The following is a 13,100-nucleotide window of genomic DNA, read 5'->3' as shown; positions in this document are numbered from 1 at the left end:
TCCTTCCCTGAAATCTCGTTCCGCGACCCCGATCGGGTCGTGCTAGGAGCATTGCAGGGGCCGTGCCAATTTGCCGAAAGCCCGGAAAATCGGGCTTCAGTTCGCGCAGACCATATTTATCGCACGAAAATTACGCCAACAGTCGGCACTATATTTTTATATTTGGCATTTTTCGCGTAACGCAATCCATCGCAGCTTCGCCACGCATCAGCAAAGCTTTATTGTCAATCAAATCAGTAGTGATAAAATCGCCCCATAGATTTGGAGGTGCAGATGACGATTCACACCCTGTCGGATGACCAGACCCCCACCATCCTGACCGTGCCCGGCCTGATGAACAGCGGTCCGGGCCATTGGCAAAGCCTTTGGGAAAAGGCACTTCCCGACTGCCATCGGGTCGAACTGGGCAGCTGGGACGCGCCCCATCGCAACGCCTGGATCACCAATCTGGGTCATGCCATCGCCCAGGTTGACGGGCCGGTGATCCTGGCCGCGCACAGCCTTGGCTGCCATGCGGTCGCCTGGTGGGCAGCGTTCGAAACCGGACAGTTGCGGGACAAGGTGGCCGGCGCCCTGCTGGTCGCGCCGCCGGAAGTGGACAGCGGCGCGGTCGACCGCCGCCTCGTCGGCTTCGGCCCGACGCCCAAGGGGCTGCTCCCCTTCCCCTCGATCGTCGTTGCCAGCCGCAACGATCCCTATATCGACTTTGCCAGCGCCCGGCGGCTGGCCCAATTCTGGGGCAGCCAGTTCGCCGACGCGGGCGAGAGCGGCCACATCAACGCTGCGTCGGATCTGGGCGAATGGAATTTCGGCCAGTTCCTGCTCCACCGCCTGACCGATCGGACGGCGCCGAGTGATCTCGCCGCGGTTCGCAACGAAGAAGCCCGGCGCAGCGCCGAAATGTCGATCCGCTACGGCTTCTGATCACCGCCGTCAGGCAGCCGCGCTGTCCTATTCGACGGCAGGATGGTACAGGATCGATCCGGCATGGGCGCCCACCCCGGCCGGATCGACCCAGCATCATAAAATTTCCAACTTCGGTTCTTAAATGTCCAAATATGCGGGAAATATGGGAAGTTAAGCGGAACATTTCCTATTGGCCGAACGTAGAAGAGCGCCCTCCATGCCCCGCTCTTCCTTCGTTAACCATTTTCGGTCATATCCTGCACCATGTCCGCCGCGCTGACGTCCCATGAACCCGCGACCGGCGCCCTGCTATGGCAGGGCGAAAGCGGCGACGTGGACGATATCGTCGCCCGCGCCCGCTCCGGCTGGCCGCGCTGGGCCGCGCAGCCGGTCGCCTTCCGCATCGAAACGCTGCGCCGCTTCGTCAATGTCGTGCGCGCCCATGAGGAGGAACTGGCCGACCTGATCGCCCGCGAAACCGGAAAGCCGCTATGGGACGCCCGGACCGAGGTGACGGCGGTCATGGCCAAGATCGACACATCGGTCGCCGCCTATTCCGAACGCACCGGCCAGCGCCGGCTGGAGGCCAATCTGGGCGCCCGCCAGTCGGTGCGGCACAAGCCCCATGGCGTGATGGCGGTGCTTGGCCCCTATAATTTTCCGGCCCATCTGCCCAATGGCCACATCATCCCGGCACTGCTGGCGGGCAATGCCGTCATCTTCAAGCCGTCGGAAAAGACCCCGGCGGTCGGCGAGATGATGGTGCGCTTCTATCATGAGGCGGGCGTCCCGACCGACGCCGTCCAGTTGCTGCTCGGCGGCGCGGAGGAAGGCAAGGCGCTGGCCGCCCATGCCGATGTCGCGGGCATATTGTTCACCGGATCGGCCCAGACCGGTATCGCCATCAACCGCCAGTTCGCGACCCAGCCAGGCAAGATCCTCGCGCTCGAAATGGGCGGCAACAATCCGCTGGTCGTCTGGGACACGCCGGAAATCGGCGCCGCCGCCGCGCTGGTGATCCAGTCCGCCTTCCTGTCGAGCGGCCAGCGCTGCACCGCCGCCAGCCGTCTGATCGTCCGCGACGCGATCGCCGACGCCCTGATCGCGGAGGTCAAGAAGCTCGCCGACCGGCTGATCGTCGACCATCCCCATGCCGATCCGCAGCCCTATATGGGGCCGGTCATCGACAATCCTACCGCCGATGGCCTGACCGAAAGCTTCCTCTATCTGATGAGCCATGGCGGCCGGCCGATCAAGCATATGGTCCGGCCGCAAAAGGGCCTGCCCTTCCTGACGCCCGCAATCATCGACGTGACCGCGATGCAGGAACGGCCCGATGTCGAACTGTTCGGCCCGCTGCTCCAGATCGTGCGCGTGCCCGATTTCGAAACCGCCATCGCCGAAGCCAATAGCAGTCGCTACGGCCTGTCCGCCTCGCTGGTCGGCGGCAGTCCCGAACAATATGCGCAATTCTGGGGCAATGTCCGCGCCGGCGTGATCAACTGGAACCGACCCACCAATGGCGCATCGGGCACCGCCCCGTTCGGCGGCGTCGGCGTGTCCGGCAACCACCGCCCCAGCGCCTATTATGCCGCCGATTATTGCGCCTATCCGGTCGCATCGGCCGAGATCGAACAACCCCGCGCCACCATCGGCATCGGCCTCAAGGACATAGACGTCAGCGCCATGGGCGATTGACAACCCGGCTACTGGACAAAACTTTTCCTAAGCCCCTCCATATCCATTCTGAATTGAAACTCCGCCGCCCTTTCGCCATGTGGCGAGCATGGCTGACATTGCACCTGCTACCGTCCACCTGGTGGGCGCGGGACCGGGCGACCCGGAACTGCTGACCATCAAGGCCGTGCGCCTGATCCGCGACGCACGCCTGATCGTGCATGACGGGCTGGTGTCCGACGACATATTGGCGCTGGCCGGGCCTCAAACCGAACTGGTTTCGGTCGCCAAGCAGCGCAGCCGCCATTCCATGCCGCAGGAGGCGATCAACGCCCTGCTGGTCCGCTTTGCCCTGGCCGGTGAGCCGGTCGTCCGCCTGAAGGGTGGCGACCCCTTCATCTTCGGCCGTGGTGGCGAGGAAGTCGACGCCTGCCGCGCCGCCGGGGTGCCGGTCGAGGTTGTGCCGGGGATCAGCGCCGCGATCGGCGCCGCCGCCCAGGCGCAACTGCCGCTGACCCATCGCGAGGCGTCGAGCGCGGTCAGCTTCGTCGCCGGCCAGTGCAAGGGTCTTACCGATCAGGACTGGTCGGGCCTTGCGGGAAAAGGCCGCACGCTCGTCATCTATATGGGCGTCGCGACCGCCGCCGACATCGCCGACAAGTTGATGGCCGACGGCGTGTCACCGGCGATCCCGGTCGCGGTGCTGGAAAATGGCACGCGCGCCAATATGCGCAGCCTGCGCACCCTGCTCGCCGATCTGGGCGACATGGTGGCGCGTGAAGAAGTCAAAAGCCCGGCCCTGATCGTGGTCGGCGACGTGGCAGCCCATGCCCTGGCACGCGATGTGCTGGCGGACTGGGCTGCAAAAGGGGAGAGTATTTCGGAGATGCGTTCGTGAAGATCCTGACGGGCAATGATCTGGTGACCGGTGATGTCATCTGGTGGGCCGGCGATGGCTGGTCGCGCCAGGTCGGCGACAGCGCCGATGTCGGCGAACAGGGCGACGACCTCGCCCGCACCGAGGAAGCGGCGCTGCGTGTCGTCGGCGCCTATGTGATCGACGCGACCGTCACCGACGAGGGCGTGCGCCCGGCTCATATCAAGGACCGTATCCGCGCCCTTGGCCCCACGGTCCGCCCCGACCTCAATCTCAAACCGAATGACGCCGACGCCGGCAACTGGGTGATCTGACATGTATCGCTACGACAGCTATGACCAGTCCATCGTCGACGCCCGCGTCGATGAATTTCGCGACCAGGTGCAGCGCCGCCTGACCGGCGCGCTGACCGAGGATCAGTTCAAGCCGCTGCGGCTGATGAACGGCCTCTATCTCCAGCTTCACGCCTATATGCTGCGCGTCGCCATCCCTTATGGCACGCTGTCGGGCAAGCAGATGCGCAAGCTGGGCGAGATCGCGGCGAAGTACGACAAGGGCTATGGCCACTTCACCACGCGCCAGAACCTGCAATATAATTGGATCAAGCTGGCCGACGCACCCGACATCCTCGCCGAACTGGCGACGGTGGAGATGCACGCCATCCAGACCAGCGGCAACTGCATCCGCAACATCTCGTCGGACCAATATGCCGGCGTTAGCGCCGACGAGGTGGCGGACCCCCGCCCCTGGGCCGAGTTGCTGCGCCAATGGTCGAGCTTCCACCCGGAATTCACTTACCTGCCGCGCAAGTTCAAGATTTGCGTGATTGCCAGCGACGATGATCGCGCGGCGATGCGCCTGCACGATATCGGCCTGAAGCTGGTGTCGAAGGACGGCGTCATCGGCGCCGAAGTCTATGCCGGTGGCGGCATGGGCCGCACCCCGATGGTCGCACCGCAGATCAGGGATTTCGTACCGGAGGAGGAGATCGTCTCCTATCTGGAGGCCTGCCTGCGCGTCTATAATCGCTACGGTCGCCGCGACAACAAGTACAAGGCCCGCATCAAGATCCTGGTCCACGAGATCGGCGTCGAGGAATATAAGCGCCAGGTCGAGGAAGAGTTCGCCCATATGCGCGAACTGGGCCTCAACCCGCCGACCGAGGAACTGGACCGCATCCGCGCCTTCTTCGCCAACCCGGCCTATGAAACGGGCCTGAGCGAAGAGATCGACCGTGCCGATCCGGCCTTCGCCCTTTGGGTCGACCGTCAGGTCGCAGCGCACAAGCAGCGCGGCTATGCGATCGTCAATATCAGCCTGAAGCCGCTGACCGGTATTCCCGGCGATGCTTCGGCCGAACAGATCGAACTGGTCGCCTCGCTGGCCGAGCAATATTCGCTCGACGAACTGCGCGTCACCCATGCGCAGAACCTTGTCCTGCCGCATGTGAAGAAGGCCGATCTCTACGCCATCTGGCAGAAGCTGGACGAAGCGGGACTGGCCGAGGCAAACCTTGACCTCATCACCGACATCATCGCCTGCCCTGGCCTTGATTATTGCGCGCTGGCCAATGCCCGTTCGATCCCGCTGGCGCAGAAGATCGCGCAGCGCTTCGCCGACAATGCGCGTCAGGCGGAACTGGGCGAGTTGAAGCTCAAGATTTCGGGCTGCATCAATGCCTGCGGCCACCATCATGCAGGCCATATCGGCATTTTGGGCGTCGACCGGAAGGGCGTGGAGAATTTCCAGCTGCTGCTCGGCGGATCGGGGGCGGAGGACGCCTCGCTCGGCCAGATCACCGGGCCCGGTTTCTCCGAAGACGGCGTGGTCGACGCGATCGAGAAGGTCACCGACATCTACCTCGCCGAACGCACCGACGGGGAGCGCTTCCTCGACACCTATCGCCGTATCGGCATGAAGCCCTTCAAGGAGGCGATCTATGGTTGAGTTCCTCTCCTTCCGCGACGGTGAAGCCGCGCAGGAGCCGGCTGTCACGGTCGAATCCTTCACCGGCCAGTCCAACGCCACCGCCGTCCGCATCGAGCCGGGCGAGGATGCGCGCGAACTGCTGCCGCATCTCGATCGCCTCTCGCTGGTCGAGGTGAATTTCCCCGCCTATGGCGACGGGCGCGGCTATTCGGCCGCGCGCATCCTGCGGGAATCGGGCTATCAGGGCGAATTGCGCGCGGTGGGCGACGTGCTGGTCGACCAGATCAACGCCATGCGCCGCTGCGGCTTCGACAGTTTCCACCCCGCCAAAGCCCTGGATGACGCCGCCGTGGAGCGCGCGCTCACCCGCTATGCCGACGTCTATCAGAAGACGATCGATGGCCGTCAGCCCGTCTGGGCGAAACGGCATCCGGAGAAAATTAATGGCTGAACCTGCTCGCCAGATCGATGTGATCGATGCCCGCCCCGTCTTTACCCAGGGGGATGCCGATACGCTCAACGCGCGTTTCGAGGGTGTCGATACGCTGACCATGCTCAAGACCGTGTTCGCGGAAGGCCTCGCCGGCAATGTCGGCGTCGTCTCCTCCTTCGGCACGGAAAGCGCGGTGCTGCTCGATCTGGTGGCCAAGGCCGACAAGGCCATCCCGGTGATCTTCGTCGATACACAGAAAATGTTCGCCGAAACGCTCAACTATCGCGACACGCTGGTCGCACGGCTGGGCTTCACCAACAGCAGCGTGGTCGCGCCCGACGCGGCGGTGCTGGCCAAGAAGGACGAAACCGGCCTGCGCTGGTCCTATGATCCCGACGGCTGCTGCGAAATCCGCAAGGTCGAGCCGATGAAGCGCGCCAAGGCGAGCCTGGATGCCTGGATTTCGGGCCGCAAGGCCTTCCAGTCGGTGACGCGCCAGAACCTGCCGCGCTTCGAGGTCGAGGATGGCCGGCTCAAGATCAATCCACTGGGCGACTGGACCAAGACCGATCTGGAAGCCTATTTCGAGGCCGAACAACTGCCCCGCCATCCGCTGGAGGCACAGGGCTATCTGTCGATCGGCTGCGAACCCTGCACGTCGAAGGTTCTTCCGGGCGAAGACCCGCGCGCCGGTCGCTGGCGCGGCTGGGACAAGGTGGAGTGCGGCATCCATTCGCCGGTGACGCCGATCCCCGTCATCGATCCGGAAGACCCGGCAAACCTGCCCGCCTTCTGATTGCACCGGGCGCCCTGCGGGGCGCCCGTCCCTTATCTTATTGTAACATTGCGTAACAAGCGCGGGCGCGCGCTGGACCTGTCGTGTCAGCAGCGCAATACACTCCCCCCTTTCCAACGGGACTTAAGGGAGTCGCCCCATGGATCGTCGTCAATTCCTGCTTTCCTCGGGCGCGGTCGCGCTCGCCACCGCCGCCCCCCGCGCCTTGGCCCAGACGGCCGGCGCCGATGATGCGCGCCTGTCCGCCGCCTTCGCCACCGCCTTTGAGCGCCAGCTCGACCAATCGCCCGCCATGGTCACCAGCCTCGGCCTCGACAAGGGCGCCCGCTCCGCCGCCAAGAGCCAGCTCGACGACAACAGCAAATCGGGCACCATGAAGAAGCTGGCCGCCACCCAGGCCGCGATCAAGGAGTTCAAGGGCTATGAGGGCGCCACCCTGTCGGATGCGCAGCGCCTGAACCTGGAGGTCATCCTCTATTCGCTCGACCAGCAGACGGTCGCCCCGGCCAAGTTCGGCCTCAACAGCGTCCAGCGCCCTTATCGCATCTTCCAGCAGGGCGGCAGCTATTTCCAGACGCCCGATTTCCTGAACACCGCACACACCATCAACAATGCCGGTGATTGCGAGGCCTATGTCGCCCGGCTCGACGCCTTCGCCCGCAACCTGCGGACCGATACCGCGCTACAGCGGGACGAGGCCGCGCGCGGCTATCTCGCTCCCGGCTGGTCGCTCGACCTGACGCTTGGCCAGATGAAGAAACTACGCGGCCAGCCTGCCGCGACCAGCAGCCTGGTCCAGTCGCTGGTGAAGCGCGCCGCCGCCAAGAGCGTGACCGGCGACTGGCAGGCACAGGCCGCCGCCATCGTCGAAAAGTCGATCTATCCCGCGCTCGACGAACAGATCGCCGCGATCGAGGCGTTGAAGCCCAAGACCGCCGCCGGCGACGGCGTATGGCGCACCCCGCGCGGCGACGAAATCTATGCTGCCGCCCTCAAGCAGGCGACCACCACCGACCTTAGCGCCGACCAGATCCACGCCATGGGGCTGGAGCAGGTCGCCGACATCAGCGCCAAACTGGACGTGATCCTGAACGGCGCCGGCTTCACCAAGGGCAGCGTCGGCGAAAAGCTCGCCGCGCTCAATGTCGACCCGGCCCAGCTTTATGCCGACAGCCCGGACGGCCGCGCCGCCCTGCTCGCCCAGCTCAACCGCGACCTCGACGCCATGAAGGCGAAGCTGCCCCAGGCGTTCACGACCATCCCCAATACCCCGCTGGAAATCCGCGCGGTGCCGGTCGAAATCCAGGATGGCGCCTCCAACGGCTATTATAACCGCGCCGCGCTCGACGGCTCGCGCCCGGCCATCTATTTCATCAACCTCAAGGAAGTCGGCGACTGGCCGAAATATGGCCTGCCCGCCCTCACCTATCATGAAGGTGTGCCCGGCCATCACCTCCAGATCTCGACCGCGCAGACCGCCGGTGACGTGCCGATGCTGCGCAAGACCGCCTTCATGAGCGCCTATAGCGAAGGCTGGGCACTCTATGCCGAGCAACTGGCCGACGAGCTGGGCGGCTATGCGACGCCGATCGACCGTGCCGGCTATCTCCAGTCCTTCCTGTTCCGCGCCGCCCGCCTGGTGGTCGACACCGGCATCCATTCCAAGCAGTGGAGCGTCAAGCAGGCGACCGATTACATGGTCGAGAAGACCGGTTTTGCCCGCCCCCGCTGCCAGCGCGAAGTCGAGCGCTACTGCACCCAGCCGGGCCAGGCGACCAGCTACAAGGTCGGCCATGGCAGCTGGACCAAGGCCCGCGAAAAGGCGCAGGCACTGCTGGGCGACAAATTCGATATCAAGCAGTTCCACGCCGTTCTTGAGGAAGGCGCGATGCCGCTTTCGATCCTGGAAAAGCGGATCGAGGATCGCGCCCGCGCGCTCGTTCAGGCCTGACACAGGACAAGCGGGTCCGGCCTTTCCTCAAGGCCGGACCCGTTGCATGATCACAAAAGAACAAAGGGGTATCGCCATGCTTCGTGCCGCACAGATTTCCACTGCCGCCCTGATGATCGCTGCGCTCGCCGCGCCGATCGCCGCCCAGACCGATCCGATGACCCCGGACAAGGTCGATGTCTATGATCCGGCCCGGCCGCAGGCGGACTATGTGCGCAAGGAAGTGATGATCCCGATGCGCGACGGGGTGAAGCTGTTCACCGTCATCGTCATGCGCAAGGGCACGAGCCACGGCCCGATCCTGCTGACCCGCACCCCCTATGATGCGGGCAAGGCGACCAGCCGCAACCGCAGCCAGAAGATCGAGGAAATCCTGCCGGTCATGGATGCCGATTTCGTCAATGACGGCTATATCCGCGTCTATCAGGACGTGCGCGGCCTGCACGGGTCGGAGGGCGACTATGTCATGACCCGCCCGCTGCGTGGACCGCTCAACAAAACCGACGTCGACAACAGCACCGACGCCTATGACACGATCGACTGGCTGGTGAAGAATGTACCGGAAACCAACGGCAAGGTCGCGATCACCGGCTCCTCCTATCCCGGCTTCACCTCGCTGATGGCGCTGATCGATCCGCACCCGGCCCTGAAGGCCGCCGTGCCGCAGAGCCCGATGGTCGATGGCTGGATGGGCGACGACTGGTTCCATAATGGCGCCTTCCGCAATTTCGGTTTCGGCTACAGCCTGTCGCAGACCGCCAAGAAGGGCGGCGGCGCGATCCCGATGGGCAATGGCGACGAATATACGACGATGCTGAACGCCGGATCGGCCGGCGACTTCGCCCGCGCCTATGGCCTCGACGCCTTCCCCTCGGTGCGCAAGCTGCTCGAACATCCGGCCTATGATGCCTATTGGCAGGAACAGGCGGTCGACAAGCTGCTGGCCAAGCGCACCCTGACCGTGCCGACCATGCTGGTCGTGGGCCAATGGGACCAAGAAGACAGCTATGGCGCCCCGGCGGTCTACAAGGCGCTGGAACCACAGGACAAGAAGAATGACATGGTCAGCCTGGTGATCGGCCCCTGGCGCCATAGCGGCGTCAATTATGAGGGCCGGAGCCTCGGCGATCTCCAGTTCGAGGGCGATACCGGCCGCCAGTTCCGCGTCGGCACGATGAAGCCTTTCCTCGACCATTATCTCAAGGACAATCCGCCCGCCGGCTATACCATGCCCGGATCGCTCACCTATGCGACCGGCATCGACAAATGGGAAACCCGCGCCAAATGGCCGGGCGGCACGCCGACCCCGCTTTATCTGGGTGCCAGCTACAGCCTGTCCTGGGCCAAGCCGGCAGCGGCAGGCAGCGACTCCTATGTCTCCGACCCGGCTAAGCCTGTCCCCTATCTGCCCCGACCGATCCATCAGGACCAGAATGAGGCCTGGCGCACCTGGCTGGTGAAGGACCAGCGCTTCGTCGACGGCCGCCCCGATGTGCTGACCTATGTGACGCCGGTGCTGGACAAGGACGTCCATATCGCTGGCCAGCCGATGGTCGACCTGTTCGCCGCCACCAGTGGCACCGACAGCGACTGGGTGGTGAAGCTGATCGACGTCTATCCGGAGGAAAACACCGCCAATCCGGTGATGGCCGGCTATGAACTGCCGATCGGCATCGACATTTTCCGGGGCCGCTACGCCCATGGCTTCGACAAGCCGCAGGCGCTGACGCCGGGCAAGGCGGAAAATTACAAGTTCGGCCTTCCGAACGTGAACCATGTGTTCAAGCCAGGCCATCGCATCATGGTGCAGATCCAGTCCAGCCTGTTCCCGGTCTATGACCGCAATCCGCAGACCTATGTGCCCTCGATCTTCGATGCGAAGCCGGGCGACTACAAGCCAGCGACCCAGAGCGTGCAATATGGCGCGGCGGGCGCCAGCGCGATATGGTTGCCAATCGTCAAATAAGCGGATGGCATGACGCCGCCGCGATAAAGGGAGGGTATGATGGCGGTTGAACTGAAGATCCTTGCCTGGGCCTGCGTCCTGCTGCTGGTCCATATCTTCGCGGCGGCGCATCTCAAGACGAAACAATATGGCTTGAAATGGAATACCGGGGCGCGGGACGAAAACCTGCCCCCGCTCGATCCCGTCGGCGGCCGGCTGGTCCGCGCCCAGGCCAATTTCCTGGAAACCTTCCCGATCGCGATCATCGTCCTGTTCGGCGTGGTGGTGGCCGGCCGCACCAGCGAATGGACGGCGATCGGCGGCTGGCTGTGGCTGGTGTCGCGCGCGCTCTACCTGCCGCTCTATGGGCTGGGCGTGCCGGTGGTCCGCTCGTTCGCCTATCTCGCCAGCATGGTCGGCCTGTGCATCGTCTTCAAGGCGTTCGTCGCCGGCTGAACCGGGTGGCGGCGGATATATCCGCCGCCATGCCTTCTTATTCGAGGTCTTCGAGGTAAGAGCTGCCCTCAGCCAGATCCGAGAAGCGGGTGATCTTGGCGTCGAACTTCATGCGGATACGGCCGGTCGAACCGTGACGCTGCTTGGCGACGATCACTTCGGCCAGGCCGTAGATGCGCTCCATCTCCTGCACCCATTCCTGATGCTCGGGGCCTTCCTTGTTGCCCGGTTCCTTGGCGGCGACATAATAATCCTCGCGGAACACGAACCAGACCATGTCCGCGTCCTGCTCGATCGAGCCCGATTCGCGAAGGTCGGACAGCTGCGGACGCTTGTCCTCGCGTTGTTCCACCGCACGGCTGAGCTGCGACAGCGCCAGCACCGGCACATGAAGTTCCTTCGCCAACGTTTTCAAACCACGGGAAATTTCCGAAATTTCGTTGACGCGGCTATCGCCCGCCTTGCCGCTGCCCTGCAGCAGCTGGAGATAGTCGACGACGATGAAGCCGACATCATGACGGCGCTTCAGGCGACGGGCGCGGGTCCGCAGCGCCGCGATCGTCAGGCCCGGCGTATCGTCGATGAACAGCGGCAGTTCCTGAAGGTCGCGCGCGGCGCGCGACAGGTTCTGGAAGTCCGCACGGCTGATCTTGCCCATGCGGAGCGCTTCGCCGCTGATCCCCGACTGTTCGGCCAGAACGCGGGTCGCGAGCTGGTCGGCGGACATTTCGAGGCTGAAGAAGGCGGTCTTGGCGCCCATATTCTTTTCCGGCGGAATGCCGTCATTATGGTCGCGCAGCCAGCGCGACGCCGCATTATAGGCGATATTGGTCGCCAGCGACGTCTTGCCCATGCCCGGACGACCGGCCAGGATCATCAAGTCGGAATTGTGCAGACCACCGATCTTCTCGTTGAGGCTGTTGATGCCGGTGGTGATACCCGACACATGGCCGCCGCTGTTGAGCGCACGTTCAGCCACCTGTACCGCCATGGTGGAGGCCGAAAGGAAGCTCTTGACCGACCCGCTCTCGCCCTCGCCTTCCGACACTTTGTAGAGCGCGACTTCGGCCAGCTCGATCTGCTCGCGCGGATTGACATCCTCGCTGGTATCCAGAGCATTATCAACCAGTTCTCGACCGACATTCACAAGCTGGCGAAGCAGGGCAAGGTCATAGATCTGGGTCGCGAAGTCGCGCGCACCCAGCAGCGCCGCGCCGCTGCCGGTGAGCTGCGCCAGATAGGCCGCGCCGCCCAGTTCCTTGAGCGCCGGATCCTGTTCCAGCATCGGCTTGAGCGTCACCGGATTGGCGATCATGTCGCGCTCGATCAGGCGCATCACCGCCTCATAGATACGGCCATGCAGTGGCTCGAAGAAATGTTCGGGCTTCAGCTTGAGCTGCACATCCTCCGCGATGCGGTTGTCAATCATCAGCGCGCCGAGCAGCGCAGCTTCCGCTTCGACGTTGCGCGGCAGTTCCAGCCCGCCCTCTTCGGGAGCGGCATTGAGTTTCACGAGTTCGACCATGGGCCCTCATCGCGCCACGACGCGGGTCGCGCAAGGGCGAAGGTTGAAACAACCGCATCTCCCCCGCCACAAGTCCCGCTTGCTTTTCGTGGCCCGCCGCCGCACTGACAGCAGACCCGCCATGGCCGATCCGCGCATCATAGACATCAAGCTCGACGAGCGCACCATCTTGTGGCGCAACGCGGATGTCGAGCAGGAACGGCGCATCGCCATTTTCGACCTGCTGGAGGATAATCATTTCGCGCCCGAGCGCGTCCATGCCGACGGCTATGCCGGGCCCTACAAGGTGGTGCTGCGGGTCGAGGAAGGGCGCCTGGTCATCGAGATCAACCGCGCGGACGACAGCCCGCTGGAAGCGATCATCCTGGGCCTGGGCCGTTTCCGCCGGCCGATCCGCGAATATTTCGCGATCTGCGACAGCTATTATCAGGCGATCAGCAATGCCTCGCCCGCGCAGATCGAAACCGTCGACATGGCCCGGCGGGGCATTCACAACGACGCAGCGGACATGCTGAAAGAGCGGCTGGAGGGGAAGATCGCGGTCGATTTCGACACCGCGCGCCGTCTGTTCACACTTATCTGCGTCCTGCACATCAAGGGGTAAT

General features: G+C 64.0%; 12 protein-coding genes. 11 read left to right on the top strand and 1 reads right to left on the bottom strand.

From position 1 onward, the window contains the following. The first annotated feature begins 273 nt into the window (after positions 1–273). The 10 genes from AC0KVN_RS06670 to AC0KVN_RS06625 all read left to right on the top strand — a co-directional run bounded on the left by AC0KVN_RS06670 (position 274) and on the right by AC0KVN_RS06625 (position 10,970). Complete coding sequence (locus AC0KVN_RS06670) at positions 274–924, top strand: RBBP9/YdeN family alpha/beta hydrolase (RefSeq protein WP_270093068.1); 651 nt, start codon at positions 274–276, stop codon at positions 922–924. A gap of 246 nt (positions 925–1,170) precedes the next feature. After that, a complete protein-coding gene (astD, locus tag AC0KVN_RS06665) occupies positions 1,171–2,604 on the top strand; it encodes a succinylglutamate-semialdehyde dehydrogenase (RefSeq protein ID WP_435566449.1) in 1,434 nt (477 codons plus the stop codon). Positions 2,605–2,692: 88 nt separating this feature from the next. Beyond that, on the top strand, positions 2,693–3,481 hold the full coding sequence (gene cobA / locus AC0KVN_RS06660) for a uroporphyrinogen-III C-methyltransferase (RefSeq protein WP_435566448.1): 789 nt from the start codon (positions 2,693–2,695) through the stop codon (positions 3,479–3,481). Continuing rightward, positions 3,478–3,774, top strand: a complete 297-nt coding sequence (locus AC0KVN_RS06655) for a DUF2849 domain-containing protein (protein WP_004212225.1) — start codon at positions 3,478–3,480, stop codon at positions 3,772–3,774. The genes cobA and AC0KVN_RS06655 overlap by 4 nt, the downstream gene beginning before the upstream one ends. Before the next feature lies 1 nt (position 3,775). Beyond that, on the top strand, positions 3,776–5,407 hold the full coding sequence (locus AC0KVN_RS06650) for a nitrite/sulfite reductase (RefSeq protein WP_435566447.1): 1,632 nt from the start codon (positions 3,776–3,778) through the stop codon (positions 5,405–5,407). Further along, complete coding sequence (locus AC0KVN_RS06645; protein WP_159366483.1) at positions 5,400–5,840, top strand: DUF934 domain-containing protein; 441 nt, start codon at positions 5,400–5,402, stop codon at positions 5,838–5,840. The genes AC0KVN_RS06650 and AC0KVN_RS06645 overlap by 8 nt, the downstream gene beginning before the upstream one ends. Next, positions 5,833–6,618, top strand: coding sequence for a phosphoadenylyl-sulfate reductase (locus AC0KVN_RS06640; protein WP_435566446.1), 786 nt, complete (start codon positions 5,833–5,835; stop codon positions 6,616–6,618). The genes AC0KVN_RS06645 and AC0KVN_RS06640 overlap by 8 nt, the downstream gene beginning before the upstream one ends. 139 nt (positions 6,619–6,757) lie before the next feature. Further along, positions 6,758–8,569: a DUF885 domain-containing protein gene (locus AC0KVN_RS06635; protein ID WP_435566445.1), complete on the top strand. Its 1,812-nt coding sequence runs from the start codon at positions 6,758–6,760 to the stop codon at positions 8,567–8,569. Between the two features lie 76 nt (positions 8,570–8,645). After that, positions 8,646–10,535, top strand: a complete 1,890-nt coding sequence (locus AC0KVN_RS06630) for a CocE/NonD family hydrolase (protein ID WP_435566444.1) — start codon at positions 8,646–8,648, stop codon at positions 10,533–10,535. Between the two features lie 39 nt (positions 10,536–10,574). Beyond that, the gene (locus AC0KVN_RS06625) at positions 10,575–10,970 is read left to right on the top strand and encodes an MAPEG family protein (RefSeq protein ID WP_435566624.1); all 396 of its coding nucleotides are present in this window, start codon (positions 10,575–10,577) and stop codon (positions 10,968–10,970) included. Between the two features lie 37 nt (positions 10,971–11,007). Here the strand turns inward: AC0KVN_RS06625 and AC0KVN_RS06620 are convergent, their stop codons facing one another. Further along, on the bottom strand, positions 11,008–12,495 hold the full coding sequence (locus AC0KVN_RS06620; RefSeq protein ID WP_010339984.1) for a replicative DNA helicase: 1,488 nt from the start codon (positions 12,493–12,495) through the stop codon (positions 11,008–11,010). A gap of 121 nt (positions 12,496–12,616) precedes the next feature. Between AC0KVN_RS06620 and AC0KVN_RS06615 the strand changes: the two genes are divergently transcribed. Further along, positions 12,617–13,099 (top strand): UPF0262 family protein, encoded by a 483-nt coding sequence (locus AC0KVN_RS06615; protein ID WP_010339983.1) that lies wholly within the window; start codon positions 12,617–12,619, stop codon positions 13,097–13,099. Position 13,100: the final 1 nt, after the last annotated feature.

Source organism: Sphingobium sp. SG1 (assembly GCF_057063145.1).
This window is presented reverse-complemented; position numbering and strand designations above follow the sequence as displayed.

What these genes read in the sequence shown, in the direction of transcription:
- AC0KVN_RS06670 (WP_270093068.1), top strand. Translation starts at nt 274, where the DNA reads ATGACGATTCACACCCTGTCGGATGACCAGACCCCCACCATCCTGACC.
- AC0KVN_RS06650 (WP_435566447.1), top strand. Translation starts at nt 3,776, where the DNA reads ATGTATCGCTACGACAGCTATGACCAGTCCATCGTCGACGCCCGCGTC.
- AC0KVN_RS06625 (WP_435566624.1), top strand. Translation starts at nt 10,575, where the DNA reads ATGGCGGTTGAACTGAAGATCCTTGCCTGGGCCTGCGTCCTGCTGCTG.
- AC0KVN_RS06620 (WP_010339984.1), bottom strand. Translation starts at nt 12,495, where the DNA reads ATGGTCGAACTCGTGAAACTCAATGCCGCTCCCGAAGAGGGCGGGCTG.
- astD (WP_435566449.1), top strand. Translation starts at nt 1,171, where the DNA reads ATGTCCGCCGCGCTGACGTCCCATGAACCCGCGACCGGCGCCCTGCTA.
- AC0KVN_RS06640 (WP_435566446.1), top strand. Translation starts at nt 5,833, where the DNA reads ATGGCTGAACCTGCTCGCCAGATCGATGTGATCGATGCCCGCCCCGTC.
- AC0KVN_RS06630 (WP_435566444.1), top strand. Translation starts at nt 8,646, where the DNA reads ATGCTTCGTGCCGCACAGATTTCCACTGCCGCCCTGATGATCGCTGCG.
- AC0KVN_RS06645 (WP_159366483.1), top strand. Translation starts at nt 5,400, where the DNA reads ATGGTTGAGTTCCTCTCCTTCCGCGACGGTGAAGCCGCGCAGGAGCCG.
- cobA (WP_435566448.1), top strand. Translation starts at nt 2,693, where the DNA reads ATGGCTGACATTGCACCTGCTACCGTCCACCTGGTGGGCGCGGGACCG.
- AC0KVN_RS06615 (WP_010339983.1), top strand. Translation starts at nt 12,617, where the DNA reads ATGGCCGATCCGCGCATCATAGACATCAAGCTCGACGAGCGCACCATC.
- AC0KVN_RS06635 (WP_435566445.1), top strand. Translation starts at nt 6,758, where the DNA reads ATGGATCGTCGTCAATTCCTGCTTTCCTCGGGCGCGGTCGCGCTCGCC.